An 18670-nucleotide genomic window follows, 5' to 3' on the forward strand; every position below is an offset into this window, starting at 1 on the left:
GTAGCTCTGGCAATGGTTATGATGTGGCTACCGATGTATTGCGATGAATAAATCAACAAAGATCAACACTGCCTAGTTCAAAACTTACCCAATCGCGCATCTATAACCATTCAAGCCCTTGATACGGGTGTGATTTAAGCGCATTGAGCCGACTGGCTAAACTGCCAACATGCACTTCCAATTTATGGCCATCGGGGTCAAGTAGATAAAGCGATTCACCTTCGCTGGAGTTATTTTTCCACTGAACGACAGGATGCGCTTTAAGTCGCTCACAAACCTGATGAAATGTTCCTGATTCAACACTCAAAGCAATGTGGCTGTAATCGGTTTTAGGACAAGGCTCATCCACACTTAAACAAAGCCACAGATCACCTGCTGATAAATATGCGCCATTTTGCCATTTCACATGGCCTTTAAAACCTAATAGGTGCTGATAAAAATGAAGGGAGCGCTCAAGTTCTAAGACAGCAAGAGTAATGTGATTTAACCCGGTGATTATCATGTTACCTCGCGATTGCATACGGATGCGTATGCTTTCAGTTTATCGGGGCGTATCCCAAGGACTAACCGCTCAATTGCATAACGAGAATAAAAGTTATCACTCTCTAATACTAGGGGCCGTTGAGCGCTTGAGGTTGCATCGGGCCAAATCAAACGCATTGTAAACGCGGAGCCTTAATGAGTTACGGGCCAAAAACCAGTTCAGTCGAACCGGTTTTTAGCCCGAAAGTTAACTATAAAACCGTATCGTTAAACAACCATAACCGGTTAAAATTTTGGCTATTTAAAGTTCGACTCATCAAAGCATTGCCACGAAATGGCCGCCCGGTAGTTGCGGCTTTTCCCCACGGCTTGCTTAAGTCGTAGCATGACTGGATGGTAGAGTTAGCAATCACCAACTGGCCATTAGCTGTATGACCTGGGATATAGCCGGTATGGCTCGCGCCTTGATCCCAAGCCCGTCCTAATTTAGGCGAAAAGTCTTTAAATCCTTTATCACAGCTTAGTTTGCTATTCACCACCAAAAAGCCATACGGGAGCCATGCTGGTGTATCTGGTGCAAATACGTAAGCCGATGACGGATGACGAGTAGAAACGGTATTAAAATGTACGCCATCAAATACCGCCTGAGCTCGACCAAAGACATAATCAACATCCCCTTCAATGTAGCTATTTTTTATATATACGCGGCTTTGGCGCGCCACATTGTATTGGTTATCTTGGCCGGCATTGTTCACAAAGAAAGTGTCCTGACGCCCCAAAAGGCGCACATTTTCGATCTGCACTTTATCGCCATCAGTGCGCAGTGCAACGCCCTGATGAGTACCAGAGCCAACAGCATCTAACATCGAGTTTTCGACCGTAACATTAGCCAGTGAAAACTGATTACTCTGGCTCCAAAGCACCGCTGAGCAAATGGTCGCAATAGTTGATTTATCTTTATTGGCACAAACTTGATACATATACCAAGCAGGGTCGCCAGCTTGATAGCGATGATGATGATTCACCAATTTACGATACTGTGCAGGGGAGATTTTTGAATCGATAGCAAACGCAATCACGGTATCTTTGGCGCTTTTACCAGCGCCATAGAGCGTTAATTTAGGCGCATCACTAGGAATATAAACGACCCCTTCATAACGCCCAGGCAACAGTTTAATAGCGATAGATGCACTGTCATGGTCATGAATTAGAGCACTATTAATCGCCTGTTGAATATCTTGGAAAGGCGCTTGTCCTGCGGGCCCAACCACATATGAGGTTTTGGCAAAGGTGACACCTTCAGGCTGCCAGCTATCGGTGTGGCCTTGGGCAAAATAATTTGCAATCGTAAAATGGCGCGCTTCAGAGCTCGTCAATACTGGATGCTGGGCATTATTTTTAACCCCATGAGAGGTCATAGGTAATGAACTACAGCCACACAAAATAGCGGTAGATAATAAGAAACTTAGCGATTTATACACGTTGGACTCCTGGTCTGCTCGGACGAAGAAGTCTTACCGTAGCGAGAAAGAACAATTGAAACTGATAGCTTTATCATGAAAATGACAATTTTAAACCACTGTTTCAGTTTTATATATAATAAAGCCGCTTAATACTGAATAAAAGCGGCTTTATCCATTGCAGCAATCAATCTAGGCTAATGAAGCAAAAGCCTTTTTAATCACCGCGGCTGAGTCTTCAAAACGTTTACGCTCTTGAGCACTAAGTTCAACAGGAACAGGCTGCACAACGCCTTGAGCACCAATAATGGCAGGTTGACCAATCTGAGTTTGCAGCGCTTCATCAAATGCTGAGACAGCAAACACACTGTGTGCATCACTAAACACCGCGTCCACCAGCCGTGCAGCAGCTGATGCAATACCAAAGCTTGTCCAGCCTTTTCCAGCAAAGACATCCCAACCACCATGACGAACATGTTGCTCAAGCGCCATCAAATCCACATCTTGCGCAGCTGGCCAACTTGTAAATGCAACGCCACCGACACGAATAGTGCTCCATGGAATAAACTGTGAATCACCATGTTCACCCATGACATAACCATACACAGAGGCGGTATCAACGCCTAGTGTATCCCCAACCAAACGGCGCATCCGCGCACTATCGAGCGATGTGCCTGTTCCAAACACGCGGCCTTTAGGCAATTCCAACAGTTTAGCCAGATGAGCGGTAATCACATCACACGGGTTGGTGATGTTAATGACGACACCATCAAAGTTTGCAGCTTTAAGTTTTGGAACCCACTGCGCGACTGATGTACTGGTATCAAACAACTCATTGAGGCGGTTGGAAGTTTCTGTAACTTTGGGGCCGATAGCAACGACGACCACATCAGTTGTGGCCAACTGACTTTCATCGTTACAATCAAAGAGTACATGAGAGTTAATCAATGAGCTCATATCCTTAAGCTCAAGCATTTCCGAAAACGCTTTATCTTCTTTTTTATCAAACAGACTGATGTGATCGGCTAAGTTCTGGGTAGCGATGCTAAAAGCAACATCGGCTCCGACATGACCACAACCGATGATCGAAACATGACGACTCAATGGTAAATCCTCCTTGCAATGACAGTAAACTTACCGTTTGTGCTGGCATCAGGCGAGAACGCTGCATTGAACGTGACGGATAGATGTCGCATCCGGCAATCATGCCCACCATAACAAATTTACGCATAGCGGGCAGTTAGTTAGCAATATTTTTCTAAAGAATTACCGCTTTGAACCATAAATATCAAATGAGAAATATTTCTGGGCAATTTTTTGATAGCTTCCATCTTTAAGCATCTGCGCAATGGCTTGATTAAGCTTAGCTTGGAGCTGTTTATCGCCTTTGCGCACACCGATAGCCGAACCAACACCGAAGATTTTTTTATCTTCAAGAGGTTTGCCTTTCATCGCAAATGACTGACCGCGCGGCTGACTTAAAAAGCTTAAATCAGCACTGACGCCAGAGAGCACAGCCCCATCTAAACGGCCATTTTGCAAATCTAGATAAACTTGCGCGACATCTTTATACGAGTGCACGTCAACACCCTTATTTTGCCAATGCGCTTTGACAAACGCTTCTTGAGCAGAACCCGCTTCCACCCCAATCAATTTACCTTTAAGCGTGCTGAGCTTAGTCGCATCCAGTGGACTTGACTTTTTAGCCACCAGATATGAGTCGATAGAATAAAGTTTATTGGTAAAATCAATCTGTTTTAGGCGAGCACTATTGACGTACATCGCTGATAAAATCGCATCAAATTTGCGAGCTTTTAGCGCGGGGATAATCCCATCGAAACTAGTATTAACCCACTTACAATCGCTATTTAAATGCTTGCAGATGGCGTTACCCAAATCGATATCAAACCCTTTTAACGAGCCATCAGTTGCCACCGATTCAAAAGGCGGAAAAGTGGGCGCGACACCAAATGCCAGAGTCTGCGAATAAACCGCTGGAGCAGTTAAGCCAAACAACAAAGCCAACATCGTTTTTTTCATAAAATGTCCTTATCTATTTCTTATTCATCCATTAACGCAAATACGCTTCGACCAATTTAATCCAGTAACTAGCGGCTATCGGCAATAAATCATCGTTAAAATTGTACTGTGGGTGGTGCAGTGAATGGTTCGGATTATCCGGGCCGTCATTACCGATAATCAGATAACATCCAGGGACTTTTTCCAGCATGTAAGAAAAATCTTCACTACTCATAATTGGTTTGAGTGAGTCAATAATCCCTTCATCGCCCACCCAGTCTTGTGCGACCTGTCGGGCAAATTCAGTTTGCTCTGGCGAGTTAATCAATACCGGATATGGCTCTTCAAAGGAGATACTGGCTTCAAGACCATACATTTTGGCATGCTCTAAGGTCAGCTCTTCAATGCGCTGATTAAGCAGTTTTCGAACCTCTGGGTTCATAGCACGAACGGTTAAGTCTAATTTGGCCTCGGCAGGGATCACATTGGAAATATCACCACTTCGAAAACTCCCGATACTGACAACAGCCGGTTCAAACGGGTCGACATTACGCGCCACGATGGTCTGTAGTGCCATCACCAAAGAGCTTGCAGCGACAATTGGATCTGGCGTTTTATGAGGCATCGCGCCATGGCCGCCTTTTCCCGAAAAGGTGATAAACACCGTGTCCGCCGATGCCATCAACGCACCGGGATAAAATCCCAGTTGTCCAACTGGATAGCCCGGCATGTTGTGAAAACCATAAACCGCATCACATGGGAATTTCTCAAACAACCCTTCACGAATCATCACATCAGCGCCACCGCCGCCAATGCCCTCTTCGGCTGGCTGAAAAATAACGCGTAACGTACCATTAAAATCATGGCTTAACGCCAGAGCCTTCGCACTTGCTAATAGAGATGCAGTATGGCCATCGTGACCACAGGCATGCATCGTTCCCTGATTTAAACTGGCATATTCTAAGCCGGTTTGCTCGCAAATAGGCAGCGCATCCATATCTGCTCGAAGAGCAATAATACGGCTCCCATTGCCCTTTTTCAGCGTACCGACAACTCCGGTTTTAGCCAGTCCGCGATGGACATCGTATCCCCATGATTCGAGCAACCGAGCCACTAAATCACTGGTACGATGTTCCTCAAAACTAATTTCTGGATAGGTGTGAATCTCTCTGCGCAATGCGACCATCTCATCACGGATAGCGGCAATGCTTGGCAATATTTTTTGCCTATTCATGTGCTTGTTGCTCCTCCAACATCTGACCAATCCTCGGTCATACCAGTGATGGTCATCCAAAAAACTAATAATTTCAATAGACTAATTTAAAAACTAACCATCTTTTTAAGAACCACTTGAGAGTTACTTGCTCTGTTCGTTAAGCTAAAAGGCACCACGTGTATGATCAATGACACGAATGAGTCAAAATGAGGAGGTAACATGCAAAAAGTTGGCATGATCGGCTTGGGGTTGATGGGAAGCGCCTTTGCAAGTCAACTGGCTAAATCGGGGTATCAACTGCTGGCATGGAACCGCCACCAACCATCAAATACAGAACTTCTCAATGCAGCTGGCATTACACTTGTAAACAGAGTGCAAGACGTATTTGCGGCCGACGTTGTTTTATCAATGCTCGCTGATGATGCATCCCATGAAGAGCTATTTATTAAAAGTGGTCTGCTTGATGAGATTCCTGAAGGCAAAGTTCATGTCGTGATGGCAACCATTTCACCTGATTTTGCTCAAAACTTTGCCCAGCAACACACCCAACGTGGTTTACATTATGTCGCGGCCCCCGTGCTGGGGAACTCTAAACTTGCCCAAGCGGGTAAAGTGCATGTGTTAGCTAGTGGAGAAATCGAAGCACTGAACAAAGCCGAGCCGATTTTACGAGCACTCGGCAGTTCATTTCGCAATCTGGGCACAGAGCCAAAACAAGCGAATACGGCCAAATTAGCGGTGAATCTATTATTAAATAATGCGGTTCAAGCATTGGCTGAATCATTTACGCTAACCGAACAAGCAGGCATAGCCAAAGAGCAGTTCGCCGAGCTCATTACTCACACTATGTTTTCAGCCCCAGCCTATAAAACCTATGCCGATGCAATGAGTCAGGAACATTTTCAACCCGCCGCATTTGCACTGGATATGGGTGCCAAAGATATTAACCTGGCGCTAAAACTTGCCGATGAGCACGGCTTAGAGCTGCCTTTATCGAACCAGGTCAGTCAATGCTTAGATAGCGCGATACAAGCAGGATTAGGTAAATACGACCTCAGCGCGCTGCTATTGGCTCAACAACATAAATCTTCATAGTGAATGCGCTAGGGTCTTTTGGCCCCAGCGCCTATTTATAAAATTACTGACTGTCAGGAGCGCTAAATTGAAGCTTGTCACAAAAGCCCAATGACGTTCAGCGCTTATTTCTAGCGACGAATCACACTAACGAAATCACATAAACGCAATATAAATTATCGCAATTTCGCTTTTTCCCCGCCCTATTACCATAACTATGTCTGCGTAAAACACTTTGCCTCTGACACAGAGGACTTTGTTGTCGCTAACTCGTTAGTGAGGCCCTCAAGGCTCAGCATGACTCTCAATAAGGAAACGACTTAGATGAGCTCAAATATTGCGACGGGTGAATTTGCAAAATTATCTTGGAAAGAAAAGATAAGTTATGGTGCTGGCGATTTGGCACAGAATTTAATCTTCGGCACCATTGGTTCTATGCTGCTGTTTTATCTCACCACCGTTTATGGCGTTTCAGCAGCAGCTGGTGCAACAATTTTTCTTATTGTGCGCTGGATTAGCGTGTTTTGGGACCCTTGGGTTGGAACCGTCGTTGATAAAAGTAATTTAGGTCGCGGACGATTCGGTAAATATCGCCCCTATCTATTGTATTTTGGCATTCCGTTAACGCTGTGCTCAGCGATGCTTTTTCTGCCTTTTGAGTCACTGCGAGGCAATATTGGCTACGCATTTATCTCATATATGGCAACCGCTTTAATCTATTCACTGGTTAATATTCCATATGGTGCGCTGAATGCATCACTAACACGTGACAATGATGAAGTATCAAAACTCACGACGGTGCGCATGACTGAAGCCAACATTGGCAATTTAATGGTCTATACCTTTTTGCCATTGCTCGTTCAGCTTGCCTCTCCTAACAAAGAATCTAAAGATATTGGATTTTTCGGGATCCATCTAAATCTTGGTGACTTTACTGACCCAAGTGCTGCCAAAGCTTACTTTTGGGTCATGAGCGGCTATATGATTATTGGCTTTTTATTATTAATGGTTACGTTCTTTGGCATCAAAGAACGAGTACTGCCCACCCAACAAGAAAGTGAAAATGTTCACTATTCGGATCTGTTCTTTGAATTAAAAGAGAATAAACCGCTACGAGTGCTCGGCATGTTCTTTTTAATTAGTTTTACGTTCATGTTTTTTGGCAATACCGTCTGGCCTTTTTATATGCAATACAATGTCGGACATCCCGAATGGATGGCTTTTATTAATCTGATCGGAGCTATTCCTGGGATCTTTTTAGTTTTTCTCTGGCCAATTGTGCGTAAAAAAATTGGCAAAAAACAGTTCTTCTATATTTTCCTGTGGTTATTCATTGTCGGGCAACTCATTCTCTATGTGTGGTCGCTACCGCAATTTAGAAACAATATCGCACTTGGATATATCGGCCGATTTTTAATGCAATGGGGCATTACCGCCGCAACTGGCTATATGTGGTCACTTGTTCCCGAAGTGGTTTCTTATGGTGAATTTCACTCAAAAAAACGAGTGGCAGGGATTATCAATTCCCTAATGGGCTTATTCTTCAAAATAGGTTTGGCGCTAGGTGGCATTATTCCAGGATATATCAACGCCTTTTTACATTTTGATGGAACAGCCAAACAACAAAACCCACTAGCATTGCTTGGAATTCAGTGGTCAATGATCTGGGTTCCAATCATCTTGGCACTTGTTGCGATGTATATCATGAGCCGCTACCCGCTCTCAGACAGTGATGTCATCCAAATTAATACCGACATCAGTGCCGCTAAAACACAACATATTTAAGGGATGAACCATGAAAATTAGCAATCCTGTTCTACCCGGTTTTAACGCTGATCCTAGTATTATTCGTGTCGAAGATACTTACTACATTGCCAATTCAACCTTCGAGTGGTTTCCTGGTGTTCGGTTACATCAGTCACAAGATTTAGTGCACTGGCAAATTCTTCCCTCGCCGCTTAATAGCTCAGAATTATTAGAGATGAAGGGAAATCCTTCATCAGGTGGTATTTGGGCTCCCGATTTAAGCTTTGCCGATGGACAATTCTGGCTCATTTTTACCGATGTAAAAATCACCGAGGGTCCCTTTAAGGATATGACCAACTACCTGACCTGTGCCCCCAATATTACGGGACCATGGACAAAACCAATTAAAATCAATGGGGTTGGTTTCGATGCATCACTTTTTCATGATGATGACGGCAAAAAATATCTCGTCCAACAAACTTGGGACCATCGCGAATATAACCATCCATTTCATGGCATCACCCTCACTGAATTTGATAGTGAAACCATGCGGCTCAAGCCCAAAACTGCACGAACTATTTATAAAGGAACAGATGTAAAACTTGTTGAAGGGCCACATATTTATAAAATTAATAACCAGTATTATCTGTTTGCAGCGCAAGGCGGAACAGTCTATGCCCATCAAGAAATTGTGGCTCGCTCTAACTCTCTGACTGCTTGCTCATTTGTCACACAACCCAACGGGCCTTTCATCAGCAATTTTGATACAGCTGATTTTCCCCTACAGAAACAAGGCCATGGCTCACTCGTTCAAACACCAAGTGGTGAATGGTATTACGCATCTTTAGTTTCTAGGCCCTGGCATCACAGCCATGAACCAAGTCATGATCCACGGGGGTGGTGCACATTAGGGCGCGAAACCGCCATTCAAAAAGTAAATTGGAATGATGATGGCTGGCCATATATCGAAGGTGGGCATGGTGGTCAGCTTGAAGTTGCACCGCCTAAAGATGCAAAATTTAGTGACGAGCCATTAAACCACTCACGCCGAGATGAATTTAGCTCGCCACAGCTACATCCCGAGTGGAATACGCTGCGAGTCCCATTCGGTAATTACTTTGGATGTGTTCAAAATAACCAACTCAAACTGATTGGTCGTGGCTCTTTAGCGAATACATTTGAGGTTTCAATGCTCGCACAGCGCTGGCAGAGTTTTTACTTTGACGCACAAACCAAGGTTAGCTTTTTCCCTGAAAACTATCAGCAAATGGCCGGCCTAGTTAATTTTTATAATGACAAACATTGGTCGTGGATCCATATCGGCTGGGATGAAGTAAAAGGTCGCATCATAGAAATTGCTCAAAATGATAACAACCATTACACCAGTTTTTTGCAAAAAGAAGCGATTGTCGTTCCAGAAAACCTAGATTACATTTGGCTTAAGACCCAAATTCGCCAACAATTTTACAGTTACGCCTACTCATTCGATGGTATTAGCTGGAACGATATTCCCATTAAATTAGATGCAGCACTGCTTTCTGATGATTATGTTTTGCAAAGCTCCGGGGGATTTTTTACTGGCGCCTTCGTTGGATTAGCAGCAGTTGATTATTCAGGATATGAATGCAGTGCTTTGTTTAATTATTTTGATTACAAAGAAATCGATTAACTGAACAAGTTACAGAACATCCATCGAGATTATCAGTGATGGATGTTCTTCACAGACAACACTTTTTATGGTTTTTCACAAAACTTATCAGCCAAATTAGAGCTGATAGACGCTCTTATCTGCTCTTTTTCAAGCTCTTATCAGCCTTTGCGGCAATTTGGCACATGTCACAAAAATTTAAATATATTTATCTGATAACACTCTATTTTTGCCATTTATTTGTCATCCACAAAATTCATTATAAAAGTGACTATAATTTAAATAATAAGCTTTCAAACAAACTAATAATTATAAATTTATCAGATTGATGCACCATCATCGTGGGCATAAACACAACAAACGAGCAAGTTATGAAGTCAACCGGACTGTTGATATCAGACGCGCAAACGGAACAACGCGCCTTTAATACGATTGCGGCAATACTCATTGCTTTTTTTATTGCCAGAATGATTACATTCAGCACACTACATCTCGCTCTTTTTTATGATGAAGCCTACTACCATTTTTGGTCGGTTCATCCAGATTGGGGCTATTACTCCAAACCACCGTTAGTGGCTTGGCTCATTGCCATAACTACCTTTATCTTTGGTCACAGTGAATGGGCAGTGCGGCTGGCCTCTCCGTTTCTTTATGCTGGTGCGGCTGTCTTAACCTACCTACTGGCTCGCAAGTTATTTGATAAGAAAATTGCACTATGGAGCGCTCTTATCTTCTATAGCTCGCCATTAGTGACATTTAACAGCTTGTTTATCACCACCGACGCACCGTTGTTATTTTTCTGGGCGTTAGCGGGTTGGTCGTTTATCAAAGCGCTGCATTCGGCACATTGGCTTTGGTGGGTTTTATGTGGGATAAGCTGCGGCCTAGGTCTAATGTCGAAATATACCATGGCGGTACTGATTGTCTCGTTGGCGGCGTATTACCTCATTCAGCGCCAATATCCTAAACGGTTAATATCGATTGTAGCGCTCGTTATCGTTTTGGCCATCTTCGCTCCGAACTTATGGTGGAACGCCCAATATGGATTTATCAGCTTTGTCCATACCGCCCAGATTTCAAAGCTATCAGATAAGCTTTTCCACTTTAATAAGTTATTTGAGTTTTTAGGCGGTCAGTTACTCGTGTTTGGGCCTATCGCTTTTATTGTGCTATTTGTCTATATCAAAGAGTTAAGACGTTGTGAACACGGCCTTTTTCTAGCCTTGTTTAGTTGGCCACTATTGGTGATGATTTGTGCTCAAGCCTTTTTATCACATGCCAATGCCAACTGGGCAGCGCCCGCTTATTTAGGCTCGAGCTTGATTGTGGCTCTTGGTCTGCTCCGTCATCACCATCAACGCATACTACAAGTACTCGTTGCCATAAATATTGTCATGGCGCTCGTTCTGTTTAGTTATCCACTTGCACAAAAAGCGCTAGGCATTGAACAAACCCGGCACAATACCCCTTACTGGCGATTACTAGGCTATAAAGAGGTGATGCAAAACATCAAGCGCCAGTACCCTGATGCTAGCCAATTAAACTGGCTAAGTAGTTCACGAATGCTGCTATCTTATGCCCACTATTACTTAAGTGATTGGCCAAAACAGAGCGCAAATGTCTTTAGCTTCAACCCATCAAGAGAGATTAGTGATGAATATGATTTAGCTTACGATGTTGCCAGTGCCCCACCGCTTAGCCAATTTATGTTTATAAGCCAACGACCTCGTGGTTTTGACGGTTGTTTTGCCCATAGCAAACTACTTACACAAATCACTCAAAACGAATATCCGGCCCTAAAACGCCGTGTGTATTTATATCAGGTCAGCGGGTTTAAAGGCTATGAACATTGTCACCACTAGTTTAGATAAGCTATTGCATCGCTGGGAATTCTGGATTTTTATTCTCAGTACAGCGCCCTTTGTACTATTTCCAGCGCTTGATCTAAAAGTGAGTGCTCTATTTTATGCAAACGGGCACTTTTATTGGGCTAGCGCTATATTTTCAATGATCATTTACAAACTCTTTTTGTATCTGAAATATCTGTTAATCCCCATACTATTGTGCCCATTAATTTGGTTATACCGGCGTAAATTACGCGCCAGCCATCAACAGCGGTTCTGGCGCAAACGATTATTATTTTTAGCATTAGTTCTCGCTATAGGGCCAGGGCTTATCACCAACATCATTCTTAAAGACCACTCATTTGGACGACCGAGGCCGATTCAAGTTAGCGAGTTTGGAGGCCGCGACCAGTTTAGCCCAGCACTTCATTATTCAGGCCAGTGTCACCGAAATTGTTCATTTGTCAGTGGACATGCAGCACTAGCATTTTATTTAATCGCACTCGCTTGGGCTTTAGGTAAGCGCCGCCTGCTTTACGCAGGCATCGCCTTAGGTTTGATGGTTGGCTTTGTTCGAATCATTCAAGGAGGGCATTTTTTAAGCGATGTAATCTTTGCCTTCTGGGTCGATTACTTAACCTGCGCAATATTGGCAAACGCCTTTCATTATCCAAGCCTAATACCACCTATTGCGTTTGAGTTTAACTTTCGTTCAATCTATTAGCGGTTATTCTCGATATGCGAAAGTGCTCAAATAGACCATATCCTTGAGAATTAGGCGCTTCGCTAAGCGCAAACAGCCCTAATTTGGCACCAACCCATTTGCCGGCACTGCAGGCAAATGGGTTGTCTAAAAATTGATAATCTGGTTCGCCAACTTTGCGATAACCAAACCAGCATAGGCTATCAACCTGTCTGACACATAAAGAGATAGATTTATCAGGCCAAGGCATAATTTCTTGAATACGGGTATGCAGAACGTTGCTATCACTCAGCCAACCACTTAGAAAAACCAAAGTCCGGCGACCATGAATTTGCTGAAGAGCTAAAGCGGCGTAGCGCAGGCCATAAACAATTAACCCAGCCATATCCGAGTTTTCACTAAAGTTTTCATATAACGCTGTGGTTGCCACGAACTGCGGAGCAGGAAACTTCGCCAGCAACAAATTACTCGCGTCATAGATGGAAAATTGCCCATCTCTTAATGGCATCCTTTGTACATTCAGCTGCAAACCATCGCCATTAAGCCGATACCAGTTTAGCTGCACATTTGCCTGCCACTGCCAAAGTAAATTAAGCGAATGGCTTTTAAAGTCATCATCTAACGCAAGTAAGTCACCTTCGACAGCGTAATCGCTTTTTGGTTTGCGATAACAGCTGACAGGCTGCCCCGTTGGCATCCCGTAATATGTGACGCTCTGGCCAATCACTGGCCATCCATCATTGTCCCAGTGCATCGGTTCAAGATGAACAACCCGGCCCAGATAACCTTTATCTTGAAAATGGATAAACCAATCTTCTCCAAAACAAGTATGAACCCAGCCCCCTTGATGAGGTCCATTGGTATTGCTATCTGCCTGTTGTAACGCAATTTTTAGCTGATATGGGCCGGTAATGGCTTTCGCGCGCAGCACACACTGCCATCCGCTTTCAACGCCGCCAGCGGGCGCAAAGATATAGTAATCCCCTTGGCGTTTGTAGACTTTTGGCCCTTCAATAGTTGGCGCATCAACAGCGCCATCATAAACAATGGATTTAAACTCATAGAGCTGCGTTGCATCGGGTGCCATCTCGCACAACTGTAAGCGATGCTTGATACCACTACGGCTGTGGGCGAACGCATGCACTAACCAAGCGCGCCCATCATCATCCCAAAACGGGCAAGGATCTATCCAGCCTTTAGCTTGAACTACACAATGTGGCTCGCTCCATCGCCCTTCAATAGTGGAGCTATGACACTGAAATATCCCCTCATCAACAATGGCAAAAAACACCCAAAACAGACCATCGTGAAACCGAATGCTTGGTGCCCAAGCTCCACAACCAAATTGCGGCTGCGTATAATCTTGATTGGCATAATTTTCAATGACATGATTGATTAACTGCCAATGCACCAGATCGTTTGAATGTAACAGTGGTAACCCAGGAATATGGTTAAAACTGGAAGCGACCATATAGTAATCATCATCGATGGCAAGCACATCAGGGTCGGAATAATCAGCGCTGATAATCGGATTACGATAATGGTCACTATCAACCATCGGATCCCACACATTCGTCTGTTTGGATTGCATTATTAGCTCCTATTAGTGAGCGGTAGCTAAGCCATCGTCTGGCAAAGGCTGCCCATGTGAGTGAGGTTGAGCACTCTGACGGATCTGGTGACGTTGGCGCAAATCATCAGTAATTTTAAGCATCATGGCATCGTCTAAGGTATAAAACTTCGACAATAGATACAGAATGAAATATGACAGTGACGGGCCAATGGTCAGCAACCCAATAATCCCAGTCACCGCCATTGGGTTTTGATTCGGAACTCCAGCCTGATAACCGACCCATCCAAGAATAAAGCCAACGAGCGCACCAGCAACAGCCATCCCCATTTTTAAACAAAATAGGTTGCCAGAGAATGATAACCCGGTAATTCGCCGTCCCGTTTTCCACTCACCATAGTCAGCAGCATTAGCCATCATATTCCATTTAAATGGTTGATAACCTTGATGGAAAAAGCCAATTAAGAAAAACAGTGGGAAGACCACAACCAGCAGCTGCGATGGAACAAAAAACATCACTACGCCAAGCGCCGTTAAAATAAGGTTTATCGCCCGAAATACTTTGATAGAACTATATTTTTTACCCAAGTAGTTCGCGAGCATCGGCCCAAATACGGTACCAACTACGCCAGTGGTAATAAATGCTGATTTCATGCCAGTGCCAGCTTCATCTAACCCGCCGGTCATCAGGTAGGTTGCGTAGTACATGGTGGCAGCATAACGCATGACGCCCGCCATGCTAGAAAAGAAGGTAATCACCGCCACTAATCGCCACTGACCATTACCAAATAACAGTTTTAAATCTCGTTTAATCGAAACTGACTCATTTTCTTGTTTTGGAGTTAGCTCTTCATGGGTCGCGAAAAAGCAATAAAAGAGCATCACAATCGCCAATACCCCCATTACTGCCGCGGTATATTGATAGCCTAATTGTTTATCTCCTTGGCCTAACCAGTTCACCAGATATAGCGTACTAATTGAGACAAATAAGCCAGCAATCGATGAAATAGCAAATCGATAAGATTGCGCCGACAGACGCTGTTTTTCATCACTTGAAATTACACCGCCTAAGGCACAATACGGAATATTGATGAAGGTGTAACAGAGCATCAATAGTGAATAGGTCACATAGGCATAAACAAGCTTGCCGCCATCAGCCATAGATGGCGTGGTAAAAGCTAATACACCGAGCACCGCATACGGAATCGCAAACCACATTAGCCAAGGGCGAAAATGTCCCCAACGAGTATTCGTGCGATCGGCTAAGATCCCAGTGAGAGGGTCTGTAATTGCATCAAAGATACGAGTTAATAAAAACATGGTCCCAACAGCCGCAGCTGAAAGCCCATAAATATCAGTATAAAAGTAAGTCAAAAACATCGTTACTGAGGTATAGACGATGCCACACGCTGCATCACCGACACCATATCCTATTTTCTGACTGACGGTTAATTGCAAAGACATGAGTTGTTCCTTAAAGATATAAATCACACCTAGCTATTAGAAACAACTCATCTACAAATAGGTATTCTCATATTTCACAAGAATATTACGGTTTTTATTATTTTTGATAAGAATCACAAACAGATCAGCCAATTGAATTAGTACTATTTGCACATACCATATAGGTTTAATAAATCTATTATGACCATCACAAATTTAAATTATTTAATAAAAATTAAAACACTGTTCACACCCTAGCAGAATTAACTATTTTTAAATTTAAATGTGATCATTCTCTAAAAAAATTAATGTGAAAAAATAGATGTGAGAGCTTCGTTCAATAGTTAAGTCGAACACCTCTCATATTTAAATTTTATGCGTCATACTTGAATTCGTTGAAAAGTCGTACAACACCACAACCGAGCATTTAAAAATCATCATAAATATAACTTATAAATAACCAAAATATTATTACGAAAGTTTTATTTAGGGTAACAGTCAGTTAACCAACAAAGGTGTTCTATGATGTTGATTCAAACGATTAATCGCTATATTAATAAATTTCTCTGTTGGGCTTTAGCAATGTTTATGAGTGTGATGATCATTGCTGTGGTCTGGCAGGTCTTCACTCGTTTTGTGCTGCATGACCCAGCCAGTTTTACCGATGAACTCTCAAGATACCTACTAATTTGGATAGGGATCTTAGGTGGCGCATATACGTTTGCCATCAAACGCCATCTGGCACTAGAGCTCATTATTCCGCATTGCCAACGCCGCGGGCAGTTGCTGATGAGCATTTTAATCAATGCCATCGTAGTGGCTTTTTCAACGATCACTTTTATTTATGGCGGCTGGTATTTAGTCAGCGATACGCTGATGCACGGTCAAATTTCACCGGGAATTGCATTTGGTTCACACCACCTGCTCATTGGATACGTTTATTTAGTCGTTCCCCTTGCAGGAGTACTCATTAGTTATTTTGGCATTGTCGAGATTATTAGTGACTTGCTTGAGCTATTTAAAGGTAATCATCCACTTTCATCGACCGGGCAAATCTAATGACTTTAATTGACCTTCTTTTTAGCCAGCACTTCCTTGCGAATGCGCCGGATTTTTTCTATGACTTTTTCCCAGTCATCGTTTTATTTGGCATCCTTGGGATCTTACTCATTATTGGTGTGCCGATTGCGTTTTCCATTGGCATTGCTGCTTTATTTACTGTATTTATTGATTTTCCCATCGATAAATCAACAGTTCTAGTTTCACAAAAACTTGCTAATGGATTGGATAATTTTGGCCTATTAGCTCTGCCATTTTTTATTGTCGCCGGTAATTTGATGAATCGAGGTGGTTTGGCCGCTCGGTTAATTAACTTTGCGATGCTTTTTGGTGGCCGCTTAAATGGCTCACTTGCGCATGTGAATGTCATGGCGAATATGCTATTTGGTTCGCTTTCTGGTTCAGCTGCAGCTTCCGCAGCGGCGGTCGGTGGGATTATGAAGCCGTTGCAAAAAGAGCATAAATATCCCATGGATTTCTCAACGGCCGTTAATGTAGCCTCTTGTCCATCAGGGTTATTGATCCCCCCATCCAATATTCTGATCCTCTATGCGCTGGTTAGCAGCACATCCGTGCAATATCTATTTATCGCCGGATATTTCCCAGGAATATTAATGGGACTTGGCATCATGATAGGCATTCTACTGCTTGGCAAACGCTACCACATTCCCCATGAAAAAATTGTATTTACGGGGAATGTCAGCAAAGTCATTCTTGATGCGATTCCAAGTCTTAGCCTAGTCGTTATTATCATGGGCGGGATTTTAGCTGGGATTTTTACCGCAACCGAAGCCTCAGCCATTGCCGTGGTTTATGCGCTCATTCTGGGGTTTGCTTATCGCGAATTAAAAATATCGGATTTGATGCCAGTCCTAGTGGAAAGCTGTGTAACCACCTCGATTGTGCTGCTGATGGTTGCCACCTCATCGGCGATGTCATGGGCGATGGCCAATGCCGATATTCCAGCGTTCATCTCTGATTTTATCCTTCAGACATCGCAAAACCCGATTGTCGTTATCTTACTGATGAACGTTATTTTGCTGATCGTTGGCACCTTTATGGATATGACGCCAGCGGTTCTGATTTTCACTCCCATATTTTTACCCATCGCCACACAGTTAGGCTTTGACCCGATCCATTTTGGCATCATTTTGGTCTTTAACCTCTGTATTGGTATTTGTACACCACCTGTTGGTACGGCGTTGTTTGTCGGTTGCAGTGTCAGCGATATGAAGCTCGGTCAGGTGGTTCCTAAACTAGTGCCACTATTTGTGATTATGGTAATCACCTTAGTCATTGTGACGCTAATTCCTGCCATCTCTTTATGGCTGCCCGGTTTATTGGGCTATCAATTCTAAGATTAGTAAGGAAAAGATAATGAAGATTCTGCCTAAATTGTTGTTAGCAAGTGCCATAACCGTCTTATTAGGCACCCAAACGGGTATGGCACAGACATTGAAACTAGCGCATGCCCTGCCAACAGAACATCCAGTTCATGCATCGTTAACCTGGTTTGCCAATCAAGTACGAAAACAAGCAAAGATCCGGGTTAAAGTCTATCCAAATGGTACCCTTGGCAATGAAACGAGCCTACTGCAAATGGTACAAAATGGGACCATCGCTTTTACCAAAGTTAGCGCAGCGCCCCTAACGGCCTTTGCACCAGATTACAAAGTACTCTCACTGCCATATCTGTACAAAAACCGAGAACAATATGACCAAATCCTGCAAGGCAAAATTGGCGATCAGATCTTAGCGTCATCCCACGCATCTGGGTTTATTGGGTTAGCATTTCTAGATGCTGGTTCTCGTAACTTTTATACCGATAAACCCATTGTTGAACCTAGCGATTTAAATGGGCTAAAAATCCGCGTACAAAACTCGGCTATTTCAATCGATACCATCAAAGCATTGGGAGCAACCGCTGTACCACTGCCTTATGGAGAACTCTATTCTGCATTGCAACAAGGCGTTGTAGATGGTGCTGAAAACAATATTCCATCCTATTTTTCATCTCGCCACTACGAAGTAAAAAAAGTATTTTCCTATGATCATCACACCATGATCCCTGATGTACTGGTTGTATCAGCAAGTGTTTGGGATGGATTAACACCTAAACAACAGCAAATTATTCGCAAAGTCGCCAAAGAAACAGTTGCAGTACAACGTAAAAACTGGGATGCCTATGTGGATAAAGCGTTAGTGGAACTTAAAAAATACCACATTAAATTTGTCCAAAGTGATATTCCAAAATTCCAACAAGCGGTGCAGCCTGTCTATGCAAAATTTAAAAAAGAAAACCCAGATCTAGTTCCACTGTTAAATGAAATTCAAGCAAGCGAAAAATAAAATTAAATATCCACTACACTGACAGTAAAACTTATTAAATTAATTAACAAAACCGA

The 18670-nt window shown here is 43.2% G+C and carries 15 protein-coding genes; 8 read left to right on the top strand and 7 right to left on the bottom strand.

Features of this window, described 5'->3' with window-relative positions:
• Positions 1-100: 100 nt before the first annotated feature.
• The 5 genes from fos to ABTQ23_RS17925 all read right to left on the bottom strand — a co-directional run bounded on the left by fos (position 101) and on the right by ABTQ23_RS17925 (position 5196).
• A complete protein-coding gene (gene fos, locus ABTQ23_RS17905) occupies positions 101-499 on the bottom strand; it encodes a fosfomycin resistance glutathione transferase (protein ID WP_408617209.1) in 399 nt (132 codons plus the stop codon).
• A gap of 235 nt (positions 500-734) precedes the next feature.
• Complete coding sequence (locus tag ABTQ23_RS17910; protein WP_408617129.1) at positions 735-1964, bottom strand: putative acyl-CoA thioester hydrolase; 1230 nt, start codon at positions 1962-1964, stop codon at positions 735-737.
• Positions 1965-2135: 171 nt separating this feature from the next.
• Positions 2136-3047 carry a lactate/malate family dehydrogenase gene (locus ABTQ23_RS17915; protein WP_408617130.1) on the bottom strand — a complete coding sequence of 304 codons (912 nt, stop codon included), beginning with the start codon at positions 3045-3047 and terminating at the stop codon, positions 2136-2138.
• Positions 3048-3209: 162 nt separating this feature from the next.
• Positions 3210-3983: a transporter substrate-binding domain-containing protein gene (locus ABTQ23_RS17920; protein ID WP_408617131.1), complete on the bottom strand. Its 774-nt coding sequence runs from the start codon at positions 3981-3983 to the stop codon at positions 3210-3212.
• 31 nt (positions 3984-4014) lie between these two features.
• Positions 4015-5196 carry a M20 aminoacylase family protein gene (locus ABTQ23_RS17925; protein WP_408617132.1) on the bottom strand — a complete coding sequence of 394 codons (1182 nt, stop codon included), beginning with the start codon at positions 5194-5196 and terminating at the stop codon, positions 4015-4017.
• Positions 5197-5397: 201 nt separating this feature from the next.
• On the opposite strand from ABTQ23_RS17925, the gene ABTQ23_RS17930 reads away from it, so the two are divergent.
• The 5 genes from ABTQ23_RS17930 to ABTQ23_RS17950 all read left to right on the top strand — a co-directional run bounded on the left by ABTQ23_RS17930 (position 5398) and on the right by ABTQ23_RS17950 (position 12214).
• Entirely contained in the window at positions 5398-6273 is an 876-nt protein-coding gene (locus ABTQ23_RS17930) for an NAD(P)-dependent oxidoreductase (protein WP_408617133.1), read from the top strand.
• Positions 6274-6576: 303 nt separating this feature from the next.
• Positions 6577-8037 carry an MFS transporter gene (locus tag ABTQ23_RS17935; RefSeq protein ID WP_408617134.1) on the top strand — a complete coding sequence of 487 codons (1461 nt, stop codon included), beginning with the start codon at positions 6577-6579 and terminating at the stop codon, positions 8035-8037.
• A 10-nt stretch (positions 8038-8047) separates the two neighbouring features.
• The gene (locus tag ABTQ23_RS17940; RefSeq protein ID WP_408617135.1) at positions 8048-9667 is read left to right on the top strand and encodes a glycoside hydrolase family 43 protein; all 1620 of its coding nucleotides are present in this window, start codon (positions 8048-8050) and stop codon (positions 9665-9667) included.
• A 350-nt stretch (positions 9668-10017) separates the two neighbouring features.
• Positions 10018-11508, top strand: coding sequence for an ArnT family glycosyltransferase (locus ABTQ23_RS17945; protein ID WP_408617136.1), 1491 nt, complete (start codon positions 10018-10020; stop codon positions 11506-11508).
• A complete protein-coding gene (locus ABTQ23_RS17950) occupies positions 11489-12214 on the top strand; it encodes a phosphatase PAP2 family protein (protein WP_408617137.1) in 726 nt (241 codons plus the stop codon). The genes ABTQ23_RS17945 and ABTQ23_RS17950 overlap by 20 nt, the downstream gene beginning before the upstream one ends.
• Here ABTQ23_RS17950 and ABTQ23_RS17955 read toward each other — a convergent pair.
• Both ABTQ23_RS17955 and ABTQ23_RS17960 read right to left on the bottom strand, forming a co-directional pair.
• Positions 12192-13784, bottom strand: coding sequence for a glycoside hydrolase family 43 protein (locus ABTQ23_RS17955; protein ID WP_408617138.1), 1593 nt, complete (start codon positions 13782-13784; stop codon positions 12192-12194). The genes ABTQ23_RS17950 and ABTQ23_RS17955 overlap by 23 nt on opposite strands.
• A gap of 12 nt (positions 13785-13796) precedes the next feature.
• Entirely contained in the window at positions 13797-15227 is a 1431-nt protein-coding gene (locus ABTQ23_RS17960) for a glycoside-pentoside-hexuronide (GPH):cation symporter (protein ID WP_408617139.1), read from the bottom strand.
• A gap of 501 nt (positions 15228-15728) precedes the next feature.
• Between ABTQ23_RS17960 and ABTQ23_RS17965 the strand changes: the two genes are divergently transcribed.
• From ABTQ23_RS17965 to ABTQ23_RS17975, 3 genes are read left to right on the top strand one after another with little or no spacing between them, the layout of a single operon-like run.
• On the top strand, positions 15729-16265 hold the full coding sequence (locus ABTQ23_RS17965) for a TRAP transporter small permease (RefSeq protein WP_408617140.1): 537 nt from the start codon (positions 15729-15731) through the stop codon (positions 16263-16265).
• On the top strand, positions 16265-17623 hold the full coding sequence (locus ABTQ23_RS17970) for a TRAP transporter large permease (RefSeq protein ID WP_408617141.1): 1359 nt from the start codon (positions 16265-16267) through the stop codon (positions 17621-17623). Before ABTQ23_RS17965 ends, ABTQ23_RS17970 begins: the two co-directional genes overlap by 1 nt.
• Positions 17624-17642: 19 nt before the next feature.
• Positions 17643-18614, top strand: a complete 972-nt coding sequence (locus tag ABTQ23_RS17975; RefSeq protein ID WP_408617142.1) for a TRAP transporter substrate-binding protein — start codon at positions 17643-17645, stop codon at positions 18612-18614.
• Positions 18615-18670: the final 56 nt, after the last annotated feature.

The sequence above is a fragment of the Celerinatantimonas sediminis genome (assembly GCF_046054195.1).
Lineage (GTDB): Bacteria > Pseudomonadota > Gammaproteobacteria > Enterobacterales > Celerinatantimonadaceae > Celerinatantimonas.